This window comes from Sorangium sp. So ce362 (genome assembly GCF_051519845.1).
In the GTDB taxonomy this organism is placed as follows: domain Bacteria; phylum Myxococcota_A; class Polyangia; order Polyangiales; family Polyangiaceae; genus Sorangium.
This window is the reverse complement of the sequence record NZ_CP150332.1, coordinates 1073075-1098155: the sequence shown is the minus strand read 5'-3', so window position 1 is coordinate 1098155 and position 25081 is coordinate 1073075. Positions and strand designations below refer to the sequence as shown.

Annotated in this window: 19 protein-coding genes; 4 read left to right on the top strand and 15 right to left on the bottom strand. The window is 73.4% G+C overall.

Annotated features, from left to right (window positions below; translation table 11 throughout):
- Positions 1-41: 41 nt before the first annotated feature.
- The 7 genes from WMF17_RS04360 to WMF17_RS04330 all read right to left on the bottom strand — a co-directional run bounded on the left by WMF17_RS04360 (position 42) and on the right by WMF17_RS04330 (position 10223).
- The gene (locus WMF17_RS04360) at positions 42-2642 is read right to left on the bottom strand and encodes a thiopeptide-type bacteriocin biosynthesis protein (RefSeq protein ID WP_437648269.1); all 2601 of its coding nucleotides are present in this window, start codon (positions 2640-2642) and stop codon (positions 42-44) included.
- Positions 2639-5179 (bottom strand): lantibiotic dehydratase, encoded by a 2541-nt coding sequence (locus WMF17_RS04355; RefSeq protein WP_437648267.1) that lies wholly within the window; start codon positions 5177-5179, stop codon positions 2639-2641. Before WMF17_RS04355 ends, WMF17_RS04360 begins: the two co-directional genes overlap by 4 nt.
- On the bottom strand, positions 5176-5955 hold the full coding sequence (locus tag WMF17_RS04350) for a nitroreductase family protein (protein ID WP_437648265.1): 780 nt from the start codon (positions 5953-5955) through the stop codon (positions 5176-5178). Before WMF17_RS04350 ends, WMF17_RS04355 begins: the two co-directional genes overlap by 4 nt.
- Positions 5942-7747 (bottom strand): SagB family peptide dehydrogenase, encoded by a 1806-nt coding sequence (locus WMF17_RS04345; protein WP_437648264.1) that lies wholly within the window; start codon positions 7745-7747, stop codon positions 5942-5944. Before WMF17_RS04345 ends, WMF17_RS04350 begins: the two co-directional genes overlap by 14 nt.
- Positions 7744-8484 carry a hypothetical protein gene (locus tag WMF17_RS04340; protein ID WP_437600691.1) on the bottom strand — a complete coding sequence of 247 codons (741 nt, stop codon included), beginning with the start codon at positions 8482-8484 and terminating at the stop codon, positions 7744-7746. The genes WMF17_RS04345 and WMF17_RS04340 overlap by 4 nt, the downstream gene beginning before the upstream one ends.
- Positions 8462-9778 (bottom strand): YcaO-like family protein, encoded by a 1317-nt coding sequence (locus WMF17_RS04335; protein WP_437600690.1) that lies wholly within the window; start codon positions 9776-9778, stop codon positions 8462-8464. The genes WMF17_RS04340 and WMF17_RS04335 overlap by 23 nt, the downstream gene beginning before the upstream one ends.
- A gap of 88 nt (positions 9779-9866) precedes the next feature.
- A complete protein-coding gene (locus tag WMF17_RS04330; protein ID WP_437600689.1) occupies positions 9867-10223 on the bottom strand; it encodes a hypothetical protein in 357 nt (118 codons plus the stop codon).
- Between the two features lie 448 nt (positions 10224-10671).
- On the opposite strand from WMF17_RS04330, the gene WMF17_RS04325 reads away from it, so the two are divergent.
- Positions 10672-12729 carry a hypothetical protein gene (locus tag WMF17_RS04325; RefSeq protein WP_437648262.1) on the top strand — a complete coding sequence of 686 codons (2058 nt, stop codon included), beginning with the start codon at positions 10672-10674 and terminating at the stop codon, positions 12727-12729.
- 3 nt (positions 12730-12732) lie between these two features.
- Here WMF17_RS04325 and WMF17_RS04320 read toward each other — a convergent pair whose 3' ends face one another.
- Positions 12733-13656, bottom strand: a complete 924-nt coding sequence (locus tag WMF17_RS04320; protein ID WP_437648260.1) for a B12-binding domain-containing radical SAM protein — start codon at positions 13654-13656, stop codon at positions 12733-12735.
- Positions 13657-13907: 251 nt separating this feature from the next.
- Between WMF17_RS04320 and WMF17_RS04315 the strand changes: the two genes are divergently transcribed.
- On the top strand, positions 13908-15128 hold the full coding sequence (locus WMF17_RS04315) for an IS4 family transposase (RefSeq protein WP_437648258.1): 1221 nt from the start codon (positions 13908-13910) through the stop codon (positions 15126-15128).
- Here WMF17_RS04315 and WMF17_RS04310 read toward each other — a convergent pair.
- From WMF17_RS04310 to WMF17_RS04300, 3 genes are all read right to left on the bottom strand, one after another.
- Positions 15011-15700, bottom strand: coding sequence for a B12-binding domain-containing radical SAM protein (locus WMF17_RS04310; protein WP_437648256.1), 690 nt, complete (start codon positions 15698-15700; stop codon positions 15011-15013). The two genes, WMF17_RS04315 and WMF17_RS04310, sit on opposite strands and share 118 nt — an antisense overlap.
- A gap of 17 nt (positions 15701-15717) precedes the next feature.
- Positions 15718-16449 carry a CPBP family intramembrane glutamic endopeptidase gene (locus WMF17_RS04305; RefSeq protein ID WP_437600686.1) on the bottom strand — a complete coding sequence of 244 codons (732 nt, stop codon included), beginning with the start codon at positions 16447-16449 and terminating at the stop codon, positions 15718-15720.
- Positions 16450-16668: 219 nt separating this feature from the next.
- The gene (locus WMF17_RS04300; protein WP_437600685.1) at positions 16669-17598 is read right to left on the bottom strand and encodes a LysR substrate-binding domain-containing protein; all 930 of its coding nucleotides are present in this window, start codon (positions 17596-17598) and stop codon (positions 16669-16671) included.
- 240 nt (positions 17599-17838) lie between these two features.
- On the opposite strand from WMF17_RS04300, the gene WMF17_RS04295 reads away from it, so the two are divergent.
- Positions 17839-18213: a VOC family protein gene (locus tag WMF17_RS04295; protein WP_437600684.1), complete on the top strand. Its 375-nt coding sequence runs from the start codon at positions 17839-17841 to the stop codon at positions 18211-18213.
- 166 nt (positions 18214-18379) lie between these two features.
- Here the strand turns inward: WMF17_RS04295 and WMF17_RS04290 are convergent, their stop codons facing one another.
- Together WMF17_RS04290 and WMF17_RS04285 are read right to left on the bottom strand one after the other, a co-directional pair.
- Positions 18380-18907 (bottom strand): hypothetical protein, encoded by a 528-nt coding sequence (locus tag WMF17_RS04290; RefSeq protein ID WP_437648255.1) that lies wholly within the window; start codon positions 18905-18907, stop codon positions 18380-18382.
- 394 nt (positions 18908-19301) lie between these two features.
- The gene (locus WMF17_RS04285; protein ID WP_437600682.1) at positions 19302-20843 is read right to left on the bottom strand and encodes a hypothetical protein; all 1542 of its coding nucleotides are present in this window, start codon (positions 20841-20843) and stop codon (positions 19302-19304) included.
- A gap of 535 nt (positions 20844-21378) precedes the next feature.
- On the opposite strand from WMF17_RS04285, the gene astD reads away from it, so the two are divergent.
- Positions 21379-22845, top strand: coding sequence for a succinylglutamate-semialdehyde dehydrogenase (gene astD / locus WMF17_RS04280; RefSeq protein WP_437648253.1), 1467 nt, complete (start codon positions 21379-21381; stop codon positions 22843-22845).
- A 54-nt stretch (positions 22846-22899) separates the two neighbouring features.
- Here astD and WMF17_RS04275 read toward each other — a convergent pair whose 3' ends face one another.
- Together WMF17_RS04275 and WMF17_RS04270 are read right to left on the bottom strand one after the other, a co-directional pair.
- Positions 22900-24189, bottom strand: a complete 1290-nt coding sequence (locus WMF17_RS04275) for a cytochrome P450 (protein ID WP_437648251.1) — start codon at positions 24187-24189, stop codon at positions 22900-22902.
- Positions 24190-24330: 141 nt separating this feature from the next.
- Entirely contained in the window at positions 24331-25023 is a 693-nt protein-coding gene (locus tag WMF17_RS04270) for an ROK family protein (protein ID WP_437600679.1), read from the bottom strand.
- Between the last annotated feature and the right edge of the window lie 58 nt (positions 25024-25081).

Sequence of the window (25081 nt, the reverse complement as noted above, 5' to 3'; positions counted from 1 at the left end):
TCCTTCGCTCTGCGCCCGCGGCGGGCGCGACTCGAGTTCGTTCAGGTGCTTTGCAAACCGAGGGCCGCCGGCCGGTCGCGGCGGCCGTCGCCGCGACCCGCGTCGCGCCGCGCGCGGGCGAGGGCCGCGACGAGCCGTCGCTCCTCCGGCGGCACGCCCGCGGTGAGCTCGGCGGCGCGCCCGAGCGCGGCCGCCCTGCCGGCGTCGTCCCCCGCAGAGGCGGCGACGTCGGCCTCGAGGTGCGCCGCGGCGAGCGCGAGCAGCGGCGCGCTCCGCGGGGCGGCGCGCCCGAGCGCGGCGAGGCGCGCGCGCAGGCGATCGAGGTGCGCCCCCGCCGCCCCGGCCTCGCCCCGCGCGAGGGCCGCCTCGGCGCGCGCGTAGAGCACGGCGAGCTCGCCGTAGGGCGAGCGCCACACGCGGGCGCGCGCGGGCCGCGCGTCGTCGAGCCACGCGCGGACCGGGGCGGCGTCGCGGCGCGCGAGGCCGAGCGAGATCGCGCTCTGCGCGGCGAGCGACGCGAGGTCGAAGAGGCCGATCCACGCCGCGTGGCAGGCCGCGAGCTCGAAGAGCGCCGCCGCTTCGGCGAGCTCGCCCGCGGCCGCGATGCTGCTCGCGAGGCGCACGCGCACCATGAGGGCGCGGCGGAAATCGGCGAGCTCCTCGGCGAAGGCGAGCGCCCGGCGCTGGTGCGCGAGGCCGCGCTCGAGCTCGCCGCGGGCCGCGTGCGCGGCGCCGCGCCACGCGTGCGCGGCGGCGAGGCACTGCGGCGGCGCGTCGCCGCGCGGCGCGGCGAGCAGGGCGTCGAGCCGCGCCTCGTGCTCGGCGCGGCGCTCGTCGGCGGCGCACGCGAGCGCGGCGTCGAGCTCCGCCCAGCAGCGCTCCGCGGCGGACGCGCCGGACAGGGCGTCCCGGGCGACCTCGTCCCGGAGCGCGTCGAGCGCGACGGTCTCGCCCAGGTTGTGGAGCGCGGCCATCCGGACGCGCCGCGCGAGCGCGCGGCGGCGCTCCGGGAGGCCGAGGCGGAGCGCCGCCTCCGCCGCCTGCCGCGCGAGGGCGGGGCGCGACATGCGGAGCATCGTCCTCGCGAGCGCTACGAGCGCGTCGGCCCGCGCCGCGGGCGTGAGGCCGGGGGACGCCAGGGCGTCGCCGAGGATCGCGGCGGCCTCGTGCAGCGCGCCGGCGCGGCAGAACGCTTCGCCCCGCGCGACCGTCGCGGGCCCCGGCGTCACCGCGGGGGCGGCCGCTTCGCCTCCGGGCGCGGTCGCGACGCGGAGGAGCCCCGGCCCGTCCTCGATCTCGGCCACGATCGCGGCCCACCCGGGGCTCGGGCGCCCGCTCGCGGCGAGGACGAGGGAGAGCGGCTCCGTCTCCAGGGCGCGCGCGAGGAACGCGACGGCGTGCTGCGTGTCGGCGTCGGCGCCGTCGACGTCGCGGAGGACGAGCACCGTGGGCTCGAGCGTGTGCGCCGCGAGGAAGGCGCGGAGCGCCTCGGCCACGGAGGACGGGTCGGGCGGCAGCGGGCACTCCGGCGCGTCGTGCGCGGCCTCGATGCGGCCGAGGGCGGCGAGGAGGGCGCTGCCCGCCGGGTGGGCGTAAGCGAGGGCGCGCAGCAGCGCGAACGGCGCGGGCATCCCGCCGGCGGGCGCGGCGGGCGCGATGAGCCGGAGGCCGTCGCGGCGGGCGGCGTCGCGGAGCGCGTCGAGCGCGGCGCCTTCGCCGGGGTCGAGGAGCGCGATGACGGGCCGGCGCTGCTCGGCCGCGCGGGCGAGGCGCCGCCACGCCTCGCCCGGCGAGACGCTCGGCGGGCGAGCCCGCGGCGGTTCGTGCGGGGCGCCTGCCTCGGCGAGCGCGTCGGCCACCCACACCTCGAAGGCGAGCGTGAGCCCGAGGCGGTTGTGGAACGTGTGGGCGAGGTTGGTCATGACGGTCGCGAGCGGCGCGCCGAGCGCTCCGCGCCGCGACGCCTCGGCGAGCTCGGGCAGATCCGCGTCGAACGCGGCCAGGAGCGCGCGCTCGTCGTCGACGAGCTCGCCGAGCGCGGCGAGCCCCTCTCCCCGCACGAGCGCGCGCACCAGCGCGACCGACGCGACGTCCGGCGCAGCGCAGACGAGCTCCACGCCCGAGATCGCGCGGGCGAACGTGCGCCAGTGCCGCGCGTACGCCGCCAGGAACGACCGCCGCGCGTCGCCCGCGACGCCCGCGCGCGCGAGCGACGCGTCGAGCGCGCACGCCGCGACGAGGGCGCGCGCCCGCGGTCGCCCCGCCGTCTTCCGGATGCAGCCGAGCGCGAACCGGCTCGACGCGAAGAACTGCCGCTCCGCGATCTCCATCCCCACGGGTCCTCCGTGCTTCTCGAGCTCCGGCTCGTACGCGGCGGCCTCCGTGCGCGACACGGCGGCGCAGCACGCCGCCGCGGCGTCCACGCGCGCCGCCACGCCTTCGGGGTCGCGCCCGGGCGCCACGCGCACGCGCAGCCGCAGGTGGTCCCCTCCCTCGGCGTACCGGAGAAAGAAGAAGCGATCGATCGCGCCGCTCTTCTCGAGCCCGGACACGAGCGGATCGATGAGGCCGAGGAGGAGCGCGTCCGTCCCCTCGCCCTCGGAGCCACGATTGTGGAACAATTTCCGATAGATCCAGCTCATCGCGCGCTCCTCTCGCCGTCGATCTCGACAAGCAGCTCCGCCGCGTGCGGCCTCCCGCCGAGGCAGAGCCACGACGCCTCGGGCTCCGGCAGGAGCTCGGTGAAGACGAGGTACCCGCGCCTCCCGTCGCCGGGAGCGCCGAGCAGGCGAGCCAGCCCGATCAGCGTGAACGGGCTCTCCCAGTCGACGTACAGGTTCGTCTCCGTGAAGCCGCAGCCGGCCGCGTCCTGCCCGACGTACCGGGCGAACCCCCGGCTCGGGATCTCGCGCTCGCGCCGCAGGCGCGCGATCGCGCGGAAGTACGACGCGTACGGCTGCTTCGGCTCCTTGCGCGGGACCGCGCTCACCGGGATCGCCCACCGCGCGCGCTCCACCACGACGCGGCCGACCGTGAGGCGCGGGCGCCGCGGGGCGAGCGCGGCGCCCCGGGCGAGGTCGAGGCGATCGAGCACGTTGTAGAGGTCCGCCCGCTCCGCCACCGTGTCGTCGCGGAGCCGCGGCGAGAGCGCGCGGAGCAGGAAGTGCGGATCGGGGAGCGCGGCGTCCCGCAGGAAGCCGAGGTGGATCGGCTCGATCTCGCGGCCGAGGCGCCGCGATCCGAGCCGGAGCTCGACCGCCGCCGCGTCGAAGCGGAGGGAGAGATCGCGGAGCGGCAGGACCTTGTCGCCGGGCGCGCCCGGCTCCCACGGGAGCTCGAGCGACCACGCCGTGAGGCGCGGGTGCACCTGGAAGTTGAGGCCGAGCGTGGGCGAGAGCTCGACGGGGAGCGGACCGTCCTCCTGCGCCAGGCGGCGGCGGATCGCCTCGAGGGCCTCGGGGGCGCGCCCCGCGGCGTCCGCAAGGTAGCGCGACAGGTACTTCGCGCGCCCGGCCTGCGCGCCGTTGAGCACGACGCGCGGCTCGCCGCCGTCGCGCGGGCAGGGAGGCGCGATCTGGAGGAAGAGCGCCATCGACGACGGCGCGTCCGGGGCGGCGAGCCCCTCGAAGAGCCCTGGATCGAGGCGCACGACGTCGCCCGTCGCCGCGGCGGCGACGCGGCCGAGCTCCGCGTCGATCCAGCGGATCGGCTCGGACGCGCCGCGGATGCGCGCGACGCGCCGCGGATCCTCGAGGATCTCGGTCACGAAGCCGCCGACGTCGTCGCACACGCCGTCACGACCGAACCGCTCGACGAAGGCGGCGCAGAGGCGGCGGTGCGCGGCCCCGCAGGCGCTCGCGCGCACGAAGCGCACGACCGGATCGAGCGCCGCGGCGAGCGCCCCGCATGGAACGGGGAGCTCCGCGCCGAAGGCGCCGTCCACCATGACGTCCTCGAGCACGGACGAGCGCCCGCGGCCGCGACCGAGCTCGGCGGCGAGGCGCGCGCGCGCCTCGACGTCGGCGGTCGCGTAGCCCTCGAGGCGCCGCGCGACCGAGCGGAGCTCGTCCGGAGCGCCCGCGCACCCGATCTCGCCCAGGGCATCCGCTGCGGCGCACAGCGCCGCGGGGGTCGGCCCCATCGGGACGCTCACCGGCTCGAGCATGCCCGCCTCGATGAGCTGCTCGAGGACGTCGCGGCACGCTCGCTCGTCGGCGTCGTCCGACGCGAGCGCCCGGGCGGCGTCCTCGAGCGTGCGCCCCTCGGCGCCCTCGACGAGGCGGGCGACGGCGGGGGTCCACCCGAGCGACATCAGCTCGCCCGATCCGGCGCGCGAGAACACGACCGACGGCGCGGCGCCCGCGGCGAAGCGCCGGAGCGGGTTCATCCGGAGCGGCAGGCGCGCGCGCGCGTGGGCGTGAGCCGCCGGATCAGAAGACATCGCGCGCGCGACGAGCTCCCCGGCGCGCGCGAGCGCGAGCTGCGGGAGGCTGCGCCACCGCGCCTCCCCGGGCGCGCGCGGCGCGTCGCTGGCGCCTGCGGGCGACGCGGAGAGGTCGAGCAGCGCGACGCCCGCGAAGCCCGCGAACGGCGTCGTCCGCGCCGTCGCGCGGAAGACGTAGCGCGCGATGGTGGCCTCGCGGATCTGCTGCGCCGAGGTGAGCGGCGCGCCGCCCGGGATCTCCGCGAGCTTCTTCGCCGTGGTAAAGTGGTCGGCGCTCGAGAGCAGGATCCCCCCGAGCAGGCGCGAGCTCCCGAGCGCCTGCCGGAAGCGCTCCGACGCGGCGATCCACTCCGCGGCGAACGTCGCCTCGTAGCGCTCCTCCAGCGCGGCGCACCGGGCCGCGCGCGCGCCGACGAGCGCGAGCGCGGCGCGCGCCCCTTCCGGCGGCGCGGTCCTCGCGCCCTCGAGCGCGCCGGCCGCCACGGCTTTTCCGTTGAACAGCCGCCGCTTCGCCTCGAGCGCCGCGCGGCGCAGCGCCTCGTCCTCGCACCGGTGCACGACGTCGAACAGGGTCGCCGCCGCCTCCGCCCGCGCGGCCGCGAGCTCGAGCTCGGCCGCGGCGAGCTCGCGCTCGACCGCGGGGCTCTCGCGGAGGCGGAGCCCGGCGAGCGCGTCGGCCGGCATCCCCGCGACGCGCAGCGCGCCCCACGGCGCGATCTGGAGCCCGCGGCTCATCGCGGCTGCCCTCCGCGAGGCACCTCTCGGGACGTCGGGTGGCGGTGCCCTCCGACCGCGAACGCGAAGAACGCCGTATGATCGCGGCCGTCGAGCCCGAGGACCTCGTCGACGACCGCGGGGGCGAAGCCCCCGGTCGCCGTGTAGGTGAGCCCGAGCGTCTCGGCGACGAGGTAAAGGCGGTCGGTGAGCCACCCCGCCGCGAACGCCGCGCCCCGGTAGCCGCGATCGCCGAACGCCACGAGCCACCGCCCGATCGGGACCACAAGGAACAGCACCGCCGCGCCCGTGGCGTGCTCGTGCTGCAGGATCGCGGTCTCGGCCATCCGCGCGCGCGGCGCCGGGCCGATCGGCGCGAGGCGATGCTCGCCGCGGTCGTACCGGTGCGCGCCGGGCGGGACACCGTCGACGTCGAAGACCACCGGAAACAGCAGCGGATCGAGCGTCGGGTCCGCGAGCCCCGCCGGCCGCGCCGCGGCGGCCGCGAGCAGCGTCCCGAGCGTCGTCGCGTCGAGGGCTCCCGTCGAGAGCCTCCCGCTCCGCCGCGCGGCGATGACCGACGCGAGCGAGCGCTGGACCGACTCGAGCGCGCGCGGCGCGGGCAGCGAGAGGGCGCGCTCCGCGTCCCCGGGCAGCGGCGGCGGCGCGGGCAGCGCCGGCTCCGGCGACGGCCGCGTCTCGGGGTAGCGGCTCGCGAGGGCGAGCTCCGCGACCCCCCGCAGGGGCTGGGTCGCCGCGGCGAGCGTGGACGAGATCCTGTGTTCAGCGAGAGACATCGCGAGCCTCCGTGGCTGCGCCCCTGAGCGCGATGAGGAGATGCGGAGCGAGATCGATGCCGTCGACGCCGACCACGCGGGCGACGACCTCGTCGTCGAACGCCCAGACCGTCGTCGCCGCGAGGCCGAGCTCCTGGGCGAGGAGCTCCACGCGGTGGGCCATCAGCCCGGCGTCGAGCAGCGCGTAGGTGTACCCGCGCGCGTAGTACTTGGAGCACGCCCGCGCGACCGAGCCGACGACGACGATCACGGCGCCCGCGGACTCCACGGCCGCGGCGTGCTCGGCGCTCCCGCCCTCGAGCGCGGCGCGCCCGAGGGCGCCCGCGGCCACGCCGCCGCGGAGCGGCGTGAGCTCTCGCGCGGCGAGCTCGAACCGGTGGACGCCCGCCGCGATCCCGGGGACCCGCGCCACCGCGACGTACGCCTCCGCCGAGCCAAGATTCCCGGCCGACGCGGTGGCGCGGCGCACGTGGGCCTCGCCCTCGGCGCGGCGCTCGACGCGACCGCCGAAGCTCAGCTCGAGCAGCGCGCCGAGCGCTCCCGCGTCGAGCGTCCCCGTCGCGTCGCGCCGGCGCGACAGCGCGACCCCCGCGGGCGCGCCGAACGCCGCGCCGAGCGGCGTGGCGACCTGGGTGCCGGCGCCCTCCGGAGGCCGCCGCGGCGACGGCGCGGCCGGCGCGCTCTGCAGCTTGCGCACCTCCGGGCTGATGTGCGCCTGCATCCCCGCGTGCTGGCCGATGTGCCACGGCTGGACGACCGTCGTGTTGTGGAACATCCGCGCGAGGCTCTCCGCGTGGCCGGACGGGAGCGTCGCCGTCCGCGGCGGCGCGTCGCCGCCGCAGACCGGGCAGCTGGGCAGCCTGGTCATGAAGGGGTGGAGCGCCGTCTCGCCGGCGCCGGGCCGCCACACCTCGACGTGCTCCAGCGGGGCCACCGCGAGGAGCCCGCTCGCGTGGAAGATCACGTGCTGCGCGACCCGGCTCGCGAGCGCGCGCCCCCAGAGCGCGCGCTGCGCGGCGTCCTCGAGCGCCGGATCCGCCGCGGCGGCGGCGATCTGGAGCCGGACGCACGCCGGGCACGCGGACGCCCCGGGGATCGTGAGCGGCCCGATCATCCACGTGCCGGGGTTCGCCGCGAGCATCGGGACGCGCGCCGCGATGCACGCGCGCGCCGCCGCCTCGAGCGCCTCCTGGTCGCCGATCGCCACGGCCAGATCGACCTCGCTCCGCGCGAGCTCCCCGGCGCCCGCGGCGAGCCGGACGTCGGCGACGCCCGCCTCGCGGAGCATCGTCACGAGCATCCCCGCGAGCGGCTCGTCCTCGTCCGCCAGCGCGCGCACGCGCGCGCCTTCGAGCGCCCGCTGCGCTTCCCCCCGGCTGCGGTTGCGCCCGGTCCGGCGGAGGTACCTGCTGAAGAACACGCGCTGCGCCCGGCGCGGCTCCTCGGCCTCGTCGGCCGCGGCGCCCTCGCCCTCCTCGAGCATGCCGTGCATGTGCATCAGGTGGATCGCGTCCCGCAGGTCGGAGGCGGCGATGCCCGGAAACGCGGCCTCGACGTCGCCGACGGTGCGCGTCCCGTCGAGCAGCGGCACGAGGTTCTCCATCACCCACGGGAGCGACGCGCCCTGGATGATCTGCGCCTCGCCGCCGACGATGTAGAGATCTCCGCCCGGGAGCGCCGCGCGGAGGAGATCCTCGACGAAGCGCGGGCGCTCCGGGCAGCGAAGCTCCCAGTAAAGCTCGGCGAAGCGGCTGAGATCGCGGGCCTCGTAGGCATCGTCGGGCGGGCTCATCGCTCACCTCCCACGCCGGACGATCCGGCGAGCTCGAGCGGGTGCTCGGCGAAGTAGCCCGCGAGCGACGCCCCGCGCCCCGCCGCGTGCTCGCCGGCGGCGCACCGCCCGCACAGCCCGACCCGGGCGAAGCGCCGCGCGCGGAGCCCGCCCGACGTGACGTCACACTCCCAGAAGCGCCCCATGCGCGCCGCTCCAGCGCGGGGCGGCTCCGGCGCGCCGCGCGCCTCGAAGAGCGCGAGCGCCTCCGCGGCGAGCAGCGCCGCGGCCTGCTCGGTGACGGCCGCGAGCTCGCCCTGGAACCAGGGGCGAAGGTCGCCCGAGGCCCCGAGCGCCTCGAGGGCGTCGTGCGCCTCGAGGTCCAGCGCGACCGAGCGCACGCGCCGCGAGAAGCAGGCGAAGCACGGCGTGCGGCCGGGGACGATCGACGGCCCGATCCGGAGCTCGTGCGCGAGCCACGTGCCCGACGTCCAGGCGACCCGCGCCGCGAACGCCGCCGCGTCGAGCGCGAGCGCTTCCGCGGGCCGGGGACGATCGGTCGCGAGGACGATCACCGCGTCGGGCGGCGCTTCCGGCACGCCCGTGCCCAGCGCCGACGTCGTGACCCGCGCCCCCGCGCCGGTCAGGAGCTCCGCGCAGCGGGCGCCGAGCTTTCCGTCACGGATGACGTGCACCGCGGGCGCGCCGGCGGCGCGCTCCGAGGCCGGGGTCTCCTCAGGCGAACGGGATCGGATCATCGGTGATCGACTCCTCTGTGCGAGCGCCGTACCCGAGCCTCTGCGGCGCGTCGTACAGGCGGGGGTGGGCGAGGTACCGCGCGTGGTGGGTGAAGCTGATGGGCAGGAGCTCGGGCACGATCACCTTCACGACGACGATCCCGAAGTCGCGGACCTCGGGCATCGTCACGTCGACGGCGACCACCTCCATGCCGAGCGCGGCGAGCCGCGCGACGATCGCCGCGAGCGGGTCGGCGCCCTCGATCGGCCGGGGGAAGGCGGTCGCGAGCGGCGCCTCGCGCGTGGCGAACGCGAACCGCGCCGGCCCGTCGGGTCCCGCGTAGAGGCGCCCGAACGACTCGGGTGTCTGATCGGCGTCGGTGAAGAACGACGCCCGGGTGACCGGCGGAGCGGGCTCGGTCAGCGCCACCCGCAGGCTCCCCACCTCTTCGAGGACGCGCGCCGCCGCGGCCTCGCCGTCGGGGCGGCAGGCCGCCATCGCGATCGCGTGCGGCGCGCTGTGCGCGCACGTCTGCACGGCGCCGATCACGGGGACGCCGACGTCGGTCGTGAGATCGAGGAGCGTCGTCTCCGTGCCCGCGGCCTCGGCGCCGCGGAGGAGCGCCGCGACGAGCGGGCTCCGCGCGCTCCCGGGCGCGATGCGCGGCGTCCGGAGCTGGTGCAGCCAGAACAGCGCGAGGCTGTCGCGCTCGATCACCTCGCACACGCCGGAGAGGATCGCCTGCCCGAAGCTCGCGCCCGCCGCGAACCCCGTCGAGAGCGGGAAGAGCGCGTGCTCGCGGATCGGCAGCGGCAACCCCATGTACGTCGCCGTGAGCGGCACCCAGATCGGGCGCCCGTGGGTGAGCGAGAAGCCGCGCACCCAGAGCTCGTCGCGATCCGGATCGGGCTCGCGCAGGCGGAAGGTCGACGGCGCGCGGGCCCGCTCGCGCGCCGAGCAGCGCGGCAGCCGCGCGGGGTCGAGCGCGCGATCGCCGAGCGAGCGCGGCGTCGCGCGCAGCACCCCCTCGGTCGGGTACATGACGCCGCAGTAGCGCTCGAGGGCCTCGCAGACGGCCCGGATCTGGGCCGTGGTCTCGTCGACGGCCGTGCCGGAGCCGGTGAGCGACCCAAGCTTCGAGCCCACGTGGGACGGGCCCGGGTGGAGCGCCGGGGGCCTGCCGAGGAACGCGGTGAAGCCGTGCATCTGCCCCTCGAAGCCGGGGGGAAAAATGAACCGCCGGACACGGCGGATGATCCCGCAGCGCTCGTCGATGAGCGGCGCGAGGCGATCGATGAGCGAGATCTCCGACATGGCGGCGACTCCTTGAACGGGGCAGGCGGCGCCCCAGGAGCCCGGACGCGCGACGCACGTCCGGGCCGCCCAGGGCGCGCCTACGGGTTCACTTCTTGTCGGCGCCGAGCTCGACGCCCTTGGCGATCGCGGCCGAGACGAGGGCGTCCTGGCCCATGACGTCGAGCGCCTTGTCGTGCATGCGAATGACGCTCTCGAGCTGCCCCTCGTCGAGGCTGTCGAAGGACGAGTTCGACGAGACGCCGATCGAGCTGACCGAGGAGAAGCACCCGCTCGTACAGGCGGAGCTTATGGGGACGTCCCGCAGCGTCTCGTTGCTCTTCTCGCTGATCTTCTTGAGGGTGAGCTCGAGACGCTGCACGCCGGCCTTCGTGTCGACGACGTCGGACGCGCCGGCGGTCGTCTGCACCTCGAACATCGACTCGGTGTTCTGGATATTCAACATGACAATCTCCTTCAGACGGTGACTACGTAGCGACGGGCGCGGTCGCTCCCGATGATTCGCGAACGGCCGCGCGCGCCCTCTCGGATTCGCTCCGAAGAGTCCTTGAGGTCCAGGGCGGCATGTCGCCTGTGACACCCCATGATCGTCGAGCCGGACAACGAGCGTGCCTTCCGGCGCCGCTCCAGCCCCGAAGCTCGCGGCTCGCTATCCTTGAGGCTAAGCAACGCGCGTGCCGCGGGGCCCGAGCTCACGACCGCGGCCCGGGACCGGCGGATCGCCGCCAGGGCGCAGGCGGCAATCGGCGGAGCGGCCCGCGATGCGCAGATCCGCGCGCATGTTGAGCAAGGGTTTGCCCAACATGCGCGCGGATGCCTCCGAGGGCGCCCATCCAGGGGGAGCGCGCCGCGAGGCCAGCCGTCGTATCGTTCCCACGAGGCACCGGAACACGATGCGCAAAGAGCAGCTCGCCCTCTCTCTCCTGCAGTTCACCCTGCTCGCGGCGTGCGCGCAGCCCCCTGACCCGGACGACGGCGCAGGGACGGGCGCCGCGCCCACGTTCCCGTGCCCGCCGGGCGCGCTGGAGACCGGCGCGGGCTGCGAGCCGGCGGGGGTCCCGCCCGGGCGGTGCGGGAGCGGCTTCGCGCCCGACGGAGCGCAGGGCTGCGTGCCCGTCCTGCCGGAGGAGGCGGGCCCGCCAGGTCAGATGGCCGTCCCCGGCGAGGCGGCGTGGCGTGAGGTCGCTCCGTGCGGGGCGGGCCGGTGGGGCGGCGCGCCGATCGACGAGACGACCGAGTTCGTCGACGCGGCCTACGCCGGGGCGGACAGCGACGGCACGGAGGCCAGGCCGTGGTCGACGATCCAGGACGCGGTCGACAACGCGGCCGAGGGCGCCCTGGTCGCGATCGCGGAGGGCAGCTACGTCGAAGAGCTGCTGATCTCGAGGCAGCCCGTGCGGCTCTGGGGCCGGTGCCCCGCGCGCGTCGAGATCGTCGGGCCGACCGCGGGGGGGATCGCCATCCAGGTAGACAGGCGCGCGAGCGCCACGGAGATCCACGACCTCGCTGTCCGCGGACAGGGCATCGGCCTCGGCGTGAGAAACGCGCGCGATGTCGTGCTCGAGCGGGTCTGGATCCACGACACGGGCGACGTCGGCCTCCTCGCCGCAGGCCTGGAGTCCGAAACGAGCCTGACCGTGCGCGGGGCGCTCGTGGAGCACACAACGGGCGCGGGCATGGTCGTGGCGGACGCCGCCGTGACGCTGGAGGGCACGGTCCTGCGCGACATCGATCTCGCCACCGGGAACCCGGGGCACCCGTTCGACGGCCATGCGATGGCGGTGCAGGTCGAGTCGTTCGAGCGCCGCGCGAGCCTGACGGCGCGATCCATCGTGATCGAGCGCGTCGGGGGGCTCGGGATCAGGTTCTCCGGGGCGGACGGCGTGGTCGAGGACAGCGTCGTCCGCGACGTCGCCTGGCTCGCGGCGGACATGCCGGGCGCTGGGCTCACGGCGACCCACATCCGGAACTTCGATCCGGGAACGCTCACGGTCCGGGGCAGCGCCCTGGAGCGGAACCACACCGCCGCCATCGCGATGGTCGGCGCGGAGGCGACCATCGAGGCGACGGTCGTGCGCGACACGGGCTCGGGGCCGGCCGAGGGCGATCCGGGCCAGGGCATGGGCCTCTACGCCGAGCCGAGCCGCATCGACGGGCGCCCCTCCCGCGTGGCGCTCCGGCACGTCCTCGTCGAGCGGAGCCGCGAGAGGGGGGTCGTCGTCAACGGCTCCGACGCCGAGATCGATGGCCTCCTCGTGCGGGAGCTCGTGCCCGGCGCGCCGGACTACGGCGCGGGGATCGAGATCGCGCACGATCAGCGACGCGCGAACGTCCGGGTGCGCGGCAGCGCGGTGGAAGGCAGTTACGGGACCGGGATCGCCGTCTTCGGGGCCGACGCGGCCCTGGACTCGACGGTTGTGCGCGACACGAGGCCGCTGCCGTCAAACCAGGATTTCGGCCGGGGCGTCAATGTCCAGTCGCTGCCAGACCTCGGCGAGCGCGGGAGCGCGCGCCTGCACAACGTCCTGATCGAGCGGAACAACGACGGCGGCCTCTTCCTCAGCGACTCGGACGCGACCGTCGAGTCGACGACGATCGCGGACACCCTGGGGCGCGCGCGCGACGGCACGAACGGCTGCGGCATCATCGCCTACAACAACGAGACGGGTCAGGCGAACGTCCTCGTCCGGGACAGCGTGATCGAGCGGAGCGCCGCGGCCGGCATCTACAACTTCGGCGCGACGGTGCAGATCGCGTCGACGACCTTCACGTGCGAGCCGCTCGACATCGTGAGGTACGTCGATGAGCGCTCCCCGGCGGTCTACGAGGATCTGGGCGGGAACGTCTGTGGCTGCGAGGGCCGCACCATCGACTGCAGGGCGGAGCCGACGCGCATCGAGCCCCCCCGCGCGCTGCCGCCGCCTCCGCCTCTGCCCGAGAGCGAGGGCTGAGGCTCACGCGACCGCCGCGGAGCGGCCCGCTTTCCGGGACCGGATCCGGGCGAGGCCGCGCGGATCCGCCCGGCAGGACGAGGCGTCGAGGCGCTGCGGCTCGAGGCCGAGCTCTCGCATCCTCGCCTCGTCCCAGGCCTCGATCGGGTCGCGCCCGGCGATGTAGCTGCGCGAGCGGTTGACGAGCGGCCCGCGCAGGCTGATCACCTCGGGCGCCGACATCAGGACGCTCGCCTTGTAACGAGGCAGATCGCTCGCCATCAGCCGGTTCCAGACGTGGCGGCCCACGTTCCGCAGGCTCCCCAGCGCGCGGCTCAGGCGCTGAAAATGCTCGATCGCCTCGGAGGGGTGCAGCCGGGTCGGCCGGTGGCAGAGCGTGTACCCGTCGAGGTCCCGGCTGGTCACCCCGGGCAGGAGCCGGCCCTCGGCCGCCACCTGCGCGAAGAAGGGTGTCTCCGGGTACGGGCAGACGATCCCCAGGAACGTCGGGCAATGATCCCCGAGGTCGTGGAGATACTCGGGCAGCCGCTCGAAGTACTCGTTTGTATCCCCGTCCGCGCCGACGAGGAGCCCGAAGGAGAGCACGATCCCGCTCGCGAAGGCCCGCTGCATGACCTCGCGGACCTCGCTCAGCTTGTTCTGGTCCTTGTTCATCGCGGTGATCGACTCGGGGTTCAGCGACTCCAGCCCGGTGTAGACGTAGCGGCACCCCGCGCGCCCCATGAGGCGGACCAGCTCCGGGTCGCGCAGCACGTTGAAGGTGAGCGCGCAGCCCCAGATCTTCTTGAGGGGCATCAGCGCCTCGCAGAGCTCCCGCAGGTAACGGGGCGAGCCTCCCAGGTTGTTGTCGACGAAGGCGAACGTATCCTTGATCAGCCCCGGGACACGCTGGTTGAAGATCATCCGATCGCGGATGTCCCGGATCACGTGGTCGACGGGGCGATAACCTGAGGGATCCCCTCATTTTCGTGGCGGAAATTAGTGGTCGCAGAGAACTGCTCCACGGTCGGCATGCGTAGGTCCATTGGTGACATGAGCCATCGAAATCTTGAGCTTCATGGACCTCGAAACGAATAATTGTGCCGTGCGAGTGAGAAATCGTCGTCGCTGACCGGAATATATATTGGTAGGAGGCGACCAGCGAGCCTAGCGCATGCGCCGTTGGTCCGAGCGACATCATGACGACTTTCGCGAAGAACGCGCATCAGCCTGCCACACATGACTCCGCACCTGCGCCATCTACGCAGACCAGTCGCCCGAAAGTCGACCCGAAGTACATCCAGACCTTCGTCGAGAATTTGTTCGGCGATGACCTGCACGCGATGCGCGTCCTGTCGCTCGCGAACGGCGTCGTTGGCGTCCTGCACGCGGCGGTGCTGGCCATCCATGCCATCGGCCAAGCGTATGCGAAGGTCGCAAACGTCAAGCCGAAGAGTGGGGTCAAGCAGGTCGACCGGCTGCTGAGCAATACCGGCATCGACGTGTTCCATTCCCTGAAGTCGTGGGTAGAGTTCGTGATCGGGGTCCGCAAAGAGATCGTTATCGCGTTGGACTGGACGGACTTCGAGAAGGACGATCACACGACGCTCTGCGCCTACCTTGTGACGCGGCATGGTCGTGCCACGCCGCTGGCATGGAAGACGGTGAAGAAGTCCGCGTTGAAAGGCACTCAGAAGGACCACGAATACGAGCTCATCGAGTGGCTCCACGGGGCCATCGACGAGACGGTCGAGGTCATTCTGCTCGCCGACCGGGGCTTCGGCGATCGCAAGCTCTACGACTTTTTGGAGTTCATGGGCTGGGACTTCGTAATCCGCTTCCGCGGGGGTATCGTCGTCGAGAACGCGGCCGGGGAAGCGAGGTCCGCCAGCGCGTGGGTGCCGACGAGCCGCCGCGCCACGATGCTGCGCGAGGTGCGCGTCACCGCCGACCGCGCGAAGGTCCCGGCCGTCGTCCTTGTCCACGCGCCGAAGATGAAGGAGCCGTGGTGTTTGGCCACAACGCTTTCGGGCCGCAAGGCGGGCGATATCGTCAAGCTCTACGGCAAGAGGTTCACGATCGAGGAGACGTTTCGAGACATCAAGGACAACCACTTCGGGATGGGCCTCTCCGCCACGCACATCCACAACGCCGACCGGCGCGATCGCCTGCTGCTGCTCGCGGCCATCGCCCATGCACTCTTGACGCTGCTCGGCGCTGCGAGCGAGGAGGCCGGCCTCGATCGGTATCTGAAGGTCAACACCGTCAAGCGCCGCACACATTCGCTCTACCGCCAGGGGCTCTACTGGTACGACTGCATTCCCACCCTGCGCGAGGACTGGCTTCGGCCTCTCATGACGGCCTTCGATCGCATCGTCCGGGAGCACGCCGTCTTCCGCGAGATTTTCGGCATTATTTGAGGGGATTCCCCAGGGCGATAACGGTACTGCTCGTGCCCGGTCAGCACGCAGAAGTTGCAGGAGAAGGGGCAGCCGCGCGACGCCTCGATACCCGGCATCCGGACGAGGTTTGTGCGGTAATCGACCAGATCGTAGCGGTACGTGGGGATCTGCTCCGGGGGCACCGGGGGGAGCGCGTAGACGGGCTGGAGCTCGCGCCGCTGGAAGTCCGCGATGAGGGCCGGGATGTTCGCCTCCGGATCGCCCGCCACCACCGCGTCGAAATGCTCCAGCGCGTCCGCGCGGAAATGGCTCGCGTGCCGGCCGCCCGCCACGGTGGTCATGCCCCGCCGCCGGAACAGCGTGGAGAGCACCTTTGTGTGCTCGTAATAGGCGTGCAGGTACGAGAAGAACACGAGGTCCCAATCGCGGTCGAGGGGAACGTCCGATTCCTTCTCGTTGTAGAGCTCGATCTCGGCGTCCGGCGGGCACAGGGCGGCGAGGAGCTCGGGCACGGTGGATTGCATGATCGAGCGCTCCTTGCGGTGCAGGCGGCTCGGGTGCGTGTAGGTCGAGATGATCGCGATGCGCATCGAGGGGAGCTCCTGGTTCAGTTCAGGCCGACAGCGACGCTCGCGAGGCCCAGAGCGGCGTGCGCGAGGGTCACCCCGAAGAGGGTGCGGTGCCGCGCATAGAGAGCGCCGAAGAGAAGGCCGATGGCGAAGGTGAGAAAGGCGAAGCCGAGCGAGACGTGCAGGTGGTAGACGCCGAAGAACGCCGAGGTGAGCGCGAGAGGGGCGCCCCGGCCCGACCGGGGCAGGAAGCGCTCCAGGGAGGTCTGGATCACGCCGCGCGCCACGAACTCCTGGAGCAGGCAGTGGGGCGCGTAGAGGACCAGGAAGAGCGCCCGCCAGGTCGCGTCGTAACCGGCGATCGATCCCCAGGTGATCAGGGGCTCACCGCGGCTCCACGCGCCGAACCGCAGGGCGGCGCAGGCGGCGGCCAGGCCGAGCGCGACGACCAGCGACTCCGTCACGCTGCGGCGCAGGCCGGCCGTGGTCACGCCCATCCGCGAGAGCGGCAGCGACTGGCGGCGCACGTACCACGCCACGGGGATGAGAAGGACCAGCAGAAGCCCCCAAGAATAGGCCATGTGCAGGGCGGGGGGCAGCCCTGAAGTCACCGTTCGCTGGACCACGCGCGCCATGACGAGGAGCGCGGCGGCGAGGGCGATGAAGGAGGTGATCTCGCGGCGGAGCTTTCGCGCAGGGGCCCCACAGGAGAGCTCGAGGGTGCGCTCGCGCACCTCGGGAGCGACGGTTGCCGGAGCGTCGGTGGCCATGCCGGCTCTCTGAGCAGCGGGTGTGCCAGGCGGCGCTCGGCGGCGCGGGACGCTTTCGGCCGGCGAGCGCCGTGCGCGGAGGCCGCGCGGATTGAGCCGACATGGCACAACCGTCGAGCGGCTATGACGCCTTCACCCTGGTGGTCGTCCCGGCCGGCTCCCCGCTCGGGTGCACGGGCGCGTGTCCACGGGCACCGGGACCGCTGCGCCGGCGGCTCGTCACCCCTTCCGCACCCCATTCTCCGGCGGGCTCCGAGCGCCATGACCGCCGCGGCCGAGCGCGTCGCCGAGCGCATCAAGGAAGACGCGCACGCGGGGGACAGACGCCCGGCGCGCCGGCGTGACCGCGTGCAACGGTGGCCCGTCGGTCGCGAACGGCGCCAGGACCTCCACGAGGAGCCCCGCCTCGAGCAGTGGCGCGGCCATGAAATCGAGGACCTGCGCCACCCCGACCGCCTGCACCACCGCGTCGATGAGCAGATCGCCTTGGTCGAGCAGGATGCGCGAGGGCGTCGCGACGTCGATGGCGCCATGGCCAGCGCGGAAGCTCCACTCGACGACCTTACCGCGCAGCACGAACTTGATGCATTCGTGCCGCGCGAGGTCAGCCGGCGAGGTCGGCGCCCCCCGGCTCGCGAGGTAAGCCGGGGCGGCGACGGTGATCCAGCGCGGAGCCCGCAGAGCGCGCGCGATGAGGGATGAGCCCTCGAGCGGCCCCAGGCGCAGCGCGACATCGATCTCCTCCTCCACGAGCCGCAGGAGGCGATTGGTGACGACGAGCCGGATCGACAGCCGCGGGTGACGCGCCGACAGCCGCGCGACGACCGGCAGGACGCTGCGACCGAGCACCGGCGGCAACGTCACGCGGAGCATGCCGTGCGGCTCCCGCTGCGCGCCGGCGACCTGCTCGCGCCCCGCCTGGAGCTGCGCCATCGCCGCACGACAGCGCTCGAGGAACACCGCGCCCTCCGGCGTGAGCGCGACATGGCGCGACGTGCGCTCGAGGAGCACGACCCCGAGCTCGGCTTCCAGCTTGGCCACCGACTTGCTCACCGCGGCGGCGGAGACGCCGAGGCGCGCGGCCGCGGCGCGGAAGCCCCCCGCCTCCGCCACGCGGACGAACGGGATCACACCGGAGAAGAGGTCCACGGCGGCGAGGGTAGGTCGTTAACCTGGGGTTGACAATGCTTTGCCCGAGCTCGTCATGGTCCTCCGCGCGCGAGCAGGTATCTTGTCCCCCGAGGAACGGAGGACGCGCGATTCATGTGTTTCAACAGAAGGTCGGTCCTCGCGAGGTCGGCGTTCAGGGCCTCGTCGGTCCTGTGGCTGGCATGGCAGTCCAGCTGCACCCCCTTACCCAGCACATCACCACGAGGAGGACTGGAGCCCATGAGCACGGTGAGCGTCCGTTACATGGTCGACGATGTCGACGCCGCCATGGCCTTCTACACGACGCACCTCGGCTTCGCGCTCGAATCCGACGCCAGCCCCGCGTTCGCGTCCGTCACCCGCGGCGACCTGCGGCTCCTGCTCAGCGGGAAGAAGAGCTCCGGCGCGCGGCCGATGCCCGACGGACGCCAGCCTGTCCCCGGCGGCTGGAGCCGCATCCAGCTGCCAGTGGCGGATCTCACCGCCGAGGTAGCCCGGCTCCGCGCGGCCGGACTCCGGTTCCGCAACGACATCGTGAGCGGAGTCGGTGGCTCCCAGATCCTGCTCGATGACCCGTCCGGCAACCCCGTCGAGCTCTGGCAGCCCGCGCATTGACGGCTGCTCCGCCGGGTCGAGCCGCGCCTGCTGCCCACGTTCAACCGCATTGGCAGCCCCGGTGGCCGCCCGGGCGAGAGCCTCTACCGCAGCGTGGCGCTTGTGACGGCGCTGACCTACGCGACGGTCGCGTTCCAGCTCGGCTTCCCGTTCCTGTTCGGCGCTCTTACTGCGAGCCCGCGAGCTTCAGCACCTCGGCCCGCTCGACCTCGGTCGGCTCGCGATTGCAATCCTTGCCGGCGTTCTGCAGCGCCGTGAGCTGGTGCTCGAGATCCTTGGGATCCACGCTCTGGCAGCCCTCGGCGAAGTCGGAGCACTCGGCGACGGACAGCGCGGTCCCCGACACGTAACGGCAGTCCGGGTCCTCGGGCCTGTATTTCAGGAACGACGTGGCCTCGTTGAGAAGGCACGCCGAGTCCGAGGGCACACTCGCCTTCTTGCAGCGCGCGGACGCGACCCGGGCCACCCGGCGCAGCTCCTCGGCGGGATAGACGCGCCCCCGGGGACCCGCAGCGCTCGCCGTCGCGGCGCCCCCGGCCGGCGCCGGCGCGCCCGCCGACGGTACGCCGTCCCCCGACGCGCGCGCGCCATCCCCCGCGCTCTCCGGCAGCGACGGCGACAGCGGCGACGACGAGGCGCACCCGCAGGCGAGGACCAGGGCAATGGTATTGAAAAGAATTCCCCCAACCTTCATAGGCGACGCATATCACACCTCGCCTCGCGCTCGCAATGCAGAATTCCCATGCCGAGCGCCGGCGCCGAGACGTGGTTTCAGCCCGACATGGCGTCCCTGCATGAAAATTGCAGTGTGAGCACCCAGCGCAGCGAGCCGCCCTGACGCGATGTTCAGCGATTGCAGCGTTCGTTTCGGTCATTGGAGAGCGTGAAGGAATCGCCCTCCACCGATGTCGCCGTGCTGTCGGCGCCGGGCAGGTGGAACTCCGTTCCTCCGCTCCTCCGTTCCTCCGTTCCTCCGTTCTCGTCCGTTCTCGAGGACGACATTCTCGCGATCTGCTCTGTCGACCTCGCTGCCGGGCGCCAGGCGCGCGCGGGCGCGTGCGTCCGACGCGCGTCCGAGACGAGCGGGGCTAGCTGCGCAGCGCGGCGGTCGCCTGAGGTCGCAGCGCGGGGCGCGGCCGCTTGGCGATCTCTGCTTTGCGGGGCTGGGAGGGCCTGGCGTCGGCGCTCCAGGGCTGGAAGCGCTCGTCTTTCCACATCACGAGGCCGCCCGACAGGGGCGCCTCGGGGCGCGCGCCCTCGTCGGAGCGCAGCCATACGAGCGGGCGCGCCTCGAAGACGGGCTTCGTGCACGCGATGTCCTCGAACGCCGCGGACCAGGACCCGGTGTTCCCGAAGAACACCCCGTCTTCCCAGCTGCCCTCCGGGTTGTGGGTGTGCCCGAAGATCACGGCCTTCGCGCGGTGCGCCCTGGCCACGCGCCGCGCCGCCTGGTTCACGCCCTGCCAGACCGCATCGAGCGTGGGCTTCGGGATAGCGCGCTCATAGGCGACGAGGAGCGTCGGGGCGAGCAGGACCGCCGGCGCGAGCCCTGCCGGCATCCAGCACAGGCACGCGAGCGTCGCGACGAGCCCGACGAGCACGAGCCCGAGCCGATCGAGCCAGAGCTCGCGGGCCACCCGGCCGAGGCAGTCCTCGGCGGGCCGGGCGAACAGCCGCGCGTGCTTCACCACCGCGGGGAACGGCGCGCCCGTCTCGCGGGCGGCGGCCCCGAGGTCCGCTCGCCGGAGCGCGCGGCGGCACGGGTCGCGCCGGCGCACGAGCTCGATCATCGTGCGCAGCGCGCCCACGGCGAACGCGAGCACGAGGGACCGGCCCGTGAACAGGTAGTACCGCGCCCAGTGGGCGAGGTACCCGAGGCCGGAGAGCATGAACGAGGAGTCGACGTGCGGGTTGAAGTACCCCATGCGCGACACGAGCAGGCGGCTCACGAGCGAGCCCATGGTCGGCTGGATCTCCCCCGGCTTGCGGCCGAACGGCGCCATCGGGTAGCGGTAACAGCAGTACGAGTCGTACTGATTGCCGTGCTCGACGATCACGCCGTCCCGGGTGCGGTGGAACCAGGCGCGGAAGAGCACCCGCTCCGCGAGCGCCGCGCGGAGCGCCAGGGCCGCGCTCGCCGGGGGGGCGCCGTCGCGGGCGGAGAGCGCGTGGAGGGCGGCCTCGACGAGGCGCCGCTTCACCGCGTCGCGCACCTCGGGGAGCGTGAGCTGGATGTCGTGGTTGCCTGCCACGAACACCACCGTGTGCCCGTCCGCGACGACCCGACCGACGGCCGCGACGAACACCGGGTGATCGCGCAGGATGGCCTCCATCGCCGGCACCGCGTGCTCGGCGGTGCGCGGCAGGTCGTGGACCACGCTCTCGTTGTCGAGCACGCGAGGCGCATCCAGGTCGAAGATGTCGCCGTTCAGGACCAGCGTGAGCTCGTCCGGCGGCGCGTTGAGCCCGTTGAGCCCGCCAGGGCCGCCCGCGCCCCTCCGTATCTCTCCTCGGAGGGCGTCGAGCATCGCCGCGATCTCCCCGTCCGGGGAGTACGGCGCCTGCCGGTAGCGCATCCAGAGGCCGGCCGTCGGCTCGAGCTCACATAGATGGATGTCTGAGATAGCCACCGTGTGATGCATCGGCGGAGAAACTGACATATCCACGTTTCCACGCCAGCCACGGGACCGTCAAGACTTGGTGTCACAGGACCACGGGGGCGCCCTGCTTCAGTTCGCCCGGAGCGTGATTCCATGGCCAGAGAGCGCTCAGCACACCTGTTCGCCACCGTGCATTCCTGTGAATGTCGCGAGCTCGCCACAAGCGCTGTCGGGCGCCGGCGCACAGAGTGCATCGAGTTCCTCCTTCAGAGATTCTCATCAGGCGAGCGGACCCCATCGGGTCGGGGGCCAATCGAGCCGGCACCCACTCTGTTGGGGTCGCACCCGGGAGGGGCGGATCCGGGGCGCCCGGCGGGCGGCCCCGGCCGGGGGCGGGGCAGGCGGGTCGCTGGCGAGCCGTTTCGCCGGGGGTGGGCGCGGGCTCGCTGCGCCGGCCTCTGGTACGGTGCACACTGGCGGGGCAAGGTGGACGCTCGCCAGCCTGGCTGGATAGACGGACGGCCGAGGTCGCGGGGGTCCCGCGCGTGGACGTGGAGAGGTGATCATGTCGACCCATTTCATCGGCGGCAGCTGGGTGTCCGGCACGGGGGAGCCGTTCGCGAGCCGGAACCCCGTGACGCAGGCGCTCGTCTTCGAGGGGTGCGCCGCGGCGGAGGGACAGGTGGACGCGGCCGTGAGGGCGGCGCGCGGCGCGTTCAGGGCGTGGCGCGACGGCGGCGTCGAGGAGCGGGCGGCGCGGGTGAAGCGGTTCGCCGGGCTGCTGGGCGAGCACAAGGCCCGGCTGGCCGACACGATCGGGTTCGAGACAGGCAAGCCGCGGTGGGAGGCGCTCACCGAGGTCCAGACGATGATCGGCAAGGTCGACGTGTCGCTCATGGCCTTCCGGGAGCGGACGGGCGAGCGGCACGCCGAGGCGGGCGACGCGACGGCGGTGGTGCGGCACCGGCCGCACGGGGTGGTCGCGGTGTTCGGGCCCTACAACTTCCCGGGCCACCTGCCGAACGGCCACATCGTGCCGGCCCTGATCGCGGGCAACTGCGTGATCTACAAGCCCTCGGAGCTCGCGCCGAAGGTCGCGGAGGCGATCGTGCGGCTGTGGCAGGAGGCGGGCGTCCCGGCCGGGGTGCTCAACCTGGTTCAGGGGGGGAAGAGCACCGGCGTCGCGCTCGCGGGTCATCCTGGGATCGACGGTCTGTTCTTCACCGGGAGCTCCGGCACGGGCAGCGCCCTGCACCGGCAGCTGGCGGGCCAGCCGGAGAAGATCCTCGCCCTGGAGATGGGGGGCAACAACCCGCTGATCGTGCAGGACGTGGCCAACACCGAGGCGGCGATTCACCATATCCTGCAGTCGTCCTTCATCTCGGCGGGCCAGCGGTGCACGTGCGCGCGGCGGCTGCTCGTGCCGTCGACGCCGGAGGGCGACGCGCTGGTGGAGCGCCTTGTCGACGCGGCGGGCCGGCTCAAGGTGGGCAGGTACGATGACGCCGAGCAGCCCTTCATGGGCGCTGTGATCTCGCTCGCGGCCGCGGATCAGCTGCTCGGGGCGCAGGCGCGGCTGCTCTCGCTCGGGGGCGAGGCGCTGCTGGAGATGCGCCGGATCGAGGAGGGGACAGCGCTGCTCTCGCCCGGCATCATCGACGTGACGGCGGTCGAGGAGCTCCCGGACGAGGAGCTCTTCGGGCCGCTCTTGCAGGTGCAGCGCTACGCGACCTTCGATGAGGCGATCTCGCTGGCGAACCGCACGCGTTATGGGCTCGCCGCGGGGTTGTTCTCGGATCGCAAGGAGCTTTACCAGCAGTTCTGGCGGGAGGCCCGGGCGGGGATCGTCAACTGGAACAAGCCGCTGACGGGGGCGTCGAGCGCGGCGCCGTTCGGCGGTATCGGCAGCAGCGGGAACCACCGGCCGAGCGCGTATTACGCGGCGGACTACTGCGCGTATCCGGTCGCGGGGCTGGAGGCGGCGAGCGTGGCGCTGCCTCCGCAGCTGGCGCCGGGGATGCGGGGCAACTGACGAGAGGGCAACGGGCGCCGGCGGGTCGAGGCGCTCTGCGATGGCTGAAGAGCGTCAGGAAGCGGAGCTCTGCGCGGTCAGCTCGACGGGGATGGCGGTGAGGCCGCGCACGCCGGGGGTCTGGCGCCAGGTCAGCGGGGCGGAGGAGAGCTGGGCGTCCGGGAAACGGCGCAGGAACGTGACGATCGCGGCCTGGACCTCCAGCCGGGCCAGCGCGGCGCCGGCACAGTAATGGACGCCAAGACCGAAGGAGATGTGACGGATGTCCGTGCGGCGGAAATCCAGCCGGTCAGGATCGGGGAACTGCGCGGGATCGCGGTTCGCCGCGCCGAGCACCAGAAACGCGCGATCCCCCTTCGGGATGCGCACGCCGTCGAGCTCGATGTCCTCGAGCGCGACGCGGCTCATCCACTGCACCGGAGAGTCGTAACGGAGCAGCTCCTCCGTCGCGGGGCCGATCAGGGCGGGAGACGCGCGGAGCGCCTCGCGCTCGGACGGGTTGCGGAGGAGCGCGAGCAGACCGTTGCCGATCAGGTTCTTCGTCGTCTCGTGGCCGCCGAAGAGCAACATGCAGCACGTCGAGAGCAGCTCCTGCTCGCCGAGGATCATGCCCTGCTCCTCCGCCACCAGGAGCTGGCTGAGCAGATCGCTCCCGGGGCTCTGCCGCCGGACCGCGATCACGCCGCGGAAATAGTCCTCCAGCTCGGCCACGGCGGCCAGCGCGTTCCCCGCGATCTCGAGCGTCGGCCGGCCCGAGCCAAGGAAACCCCCGAGCGCGTTGGACCAGCCCTTCAGCCGGTGCCGATCCTCGGCGGGCACGCCGAGCACCTCGCCGATCACGAGCAGCGGCAGGAGGTCGCCGAGGTCGCGGAGGACGTCCATCCGCCCTGTCGGCGCGACAGCGTCGAGCAGCTCGGTGACCAGCGCCTCCACCCGGGAGCGCAGCCCCTCGACGAGCCGCGGGACGAACGCCTTGTTGATGAGCGAGCGGATGCGCGTGTGCTCCGGCGGGTCGAGCAGCAAGGCCCACGACGCCAGGTTGCGGCGCAAGGGCTCGAGCCGCTGCCGCACGTCCTCGGGCAGCTTGGTCACGAAGGCGCTGGAGCGCTTCGCCGATAGCCGCGGATCGCGGAAGCCCGCCGCGACCTGGTCGTAGCGGGTGATGAGCCAGCCGTTGTAGGCCGCGCTGAAGTACACGGGCGCTTCCTCGCGCAGCCGTGCGTACACGGGGTACGGGTTGGCGAGGGTCTCCGGCGATTGAAGACGAAACGGGTCGAGATCAGCGTCCGCCGCTGGAGTGGCCGCGGGCGTCGCGTCGGGCTTCGGTGCGTCCGGCGAGTTCATCGGCCCAGGGTACGCCGGTCGCGTCCGCTTGGGAACCGGCGCGGCCCACGCCCGCGCGGGGAGCGGCGCGGCCCACAGCCGCCGGCGCCCGCAATCGGCCGGCGCGCCGCGGGCGACGAAGCCGGGCCCGTCCGCGCGGCGCTAGGCCCAGAGCTTGATGCCGCCGAGCAGGCCGGCGACGTTGTCGACGACGACGGCGTTCTCTGGCAACCGCGAGACATCGAGCAGGCGCGCGTTGCCGCCGCCGAGGTAGAGCTTGCGGTAATTGAAGATCGGCTCGAGCTGCGCGATCATCTGGCGCACGCGCTTGTTCCAGCGCTTCGGGCCGATGCGCTTGCACTCGGCGTCGAACACGCGGTCCTCGTACTTCAGGTCGCGCTTTCCGTAAGGGTGGTGCCCGAGCTCGAGGTTCGGCACGTAGTGGCCGTCGATGTACAGGGCGCAGCCGAGCCCCGTGCCGAAGGTGAGCACCATCTCGAGCCCCCTGCCCTCGATGACGGCGAGCCCCTGGATGCCCGCGTCGTTGGCGACGCGCACAGGCCTCCCGAGGCGGCGCTCGACGGCCTCGGCGAGCGGGTAACCTCTCCACTTCTCGTTGTCGAGGTGCGGCGCCGTCATGGTCACGTTGTCCATCACGACGCCGGGGAAGCCGATCGAGACGCGATCGAACTCCCCCTGCGCGCGAGCGACGTCCGCGATGACGTCGAGGATGGGGTCCGGCGAGGCCGGCTGCGGCGTCGCCACGCGCACGGGATCCGTCATCGGAGTCCCCTGCTCGTCGAGGATGGTGGCCTTGATCCCCGTTCCGCCGATATCGATACAAAGCGTGCGCATGGATCCCTCTGTCTCCTCCCGGAGCTCGTCCTCCGGGGCTGCCGCGGGCACGTCGGCG

What these genes read in the sequence shown, in the direction of transcription:
- WMF17_RS04360 (WP_437648269.1), bottom strand. Translation starts at nt 2,642, where the DNA reads ATGAGCTGGATCTATCGGAAATTGTTCCACAATCGTGGCTCCGAGGGC.
- WMF17_RS04355 (WP_437648267.1), bottom strand. Translation starts at nt 5,179, where the DNA reads ATGAGCCGCGGGCTCCAGATCGCGCCGTGGGGCGCGCTGCGCGTCGCG.
- WMF17_RS04350 (WP_437648265.1), bottom strand. Translation starts at nt 5,955, where the DNA reads ATGTCTCTCGCTGAACACAGGATCTCGTCCACGCTCGCCGCGGCGACC.
- WMF17_RS04345 (WP_437648264.1), bottom strand. Translation starts at nt 7,747, where the DNA reads ATGAGCCCGCCCGACGATGCCTACGAGGCCCGCGATCTCAGCCGCTTC.
- WMF17_RS04340 (WP_437600691.1), bottom strand. Translation starts at nt 8,484, where the DNA reads ATGATCCGATCCCGTTCGCCTGAGGAGACCCCGGCCTCGGAGCGCGCC.
- WMF17_RS04335 (WP_437600690.1), bottom strand. Translation starts at nt 9,778, where the DNA reads ATGTCGGAGATCTCGCTCATCGATCGCCTCGCGCCGCTCATCGACGAG.
- WMF17_RS04330 (WP_437600689.1), bottom strand. Translation starts at nt 10,223, where the DNA reads ATGTTGAATATCCAGAACACCGAGTCGATGTTCGAGGTGCAGACGACC.
- WMF17_RS04325 (WP_437648262.1), top strand. Translation starts at nt 10,672, where the DNA reads ATGCGCAAAGAGCAGCTCGCCCTCTCTCTCCTGCAGTTCACCCTGCTC.
- WMF17_RS04315 (WP_437648258.1), top strand. Translation starts at nt 13,908, where the DNA reads ATGACGACTTTCGCGAAGAACGCGCATCAGCCTGCCACACATGACTCC.
- WMF17_RS04310 (WP_437648256.1), bottom strand. Translation starts at nt 15,700, where the DNA reads ATGCGCATCGCGATCATCTCGACCTACACGCACCCGAGCCGCCTGCAC.
- WMF17_RS04305 (WP_437600686.1), bottom strand. Translation starts at nt 16,449, where the DNA reads ATGGCCACCGACGCTCCGGCAACCGTCGCTCCCGAGGTGCGCGAGCGC.
- WMF17_RS04295 (WP_437600684.1), top strand. Translation starts at nt 17,839, where the DNA reads ATGAGCACGGTGAGCGTCCGTTACATGGTCGACGATGTCGACGCCGCC.
- WMF17_RS04290 (WP_437648255.1), bottom strand. Translation starts at nt 18,907, where the DNA reads ATGAAGGTTGGGGGAATTCTTTTCAATACCATTGCCCTGGTCCTCGCC.
- astD (WP_437648253.1), top strand. Translation starts at nt 21,379, where the DNA reads ATGTCGACCCATTTCATCGGCGGCAGCTGGGTGTCCGGCACGGGGGAG.
- WMF17_RS04275 (WP_437648251.1), bottom strand. Translation starts at nt 24,189, where the DNA reads ATGAACTCGCCGGACGCACCGAAGCCCGACGCGACGCCCGCGGCCACT.
- WMF17_RS04270 (WP_437600679.1), bottom strand. Translation starts at nt 25,023, where the DNA reads ATGCGCACGCTTTGTATCGATATCGGCGGAACGGGGATCAAGGCCACC.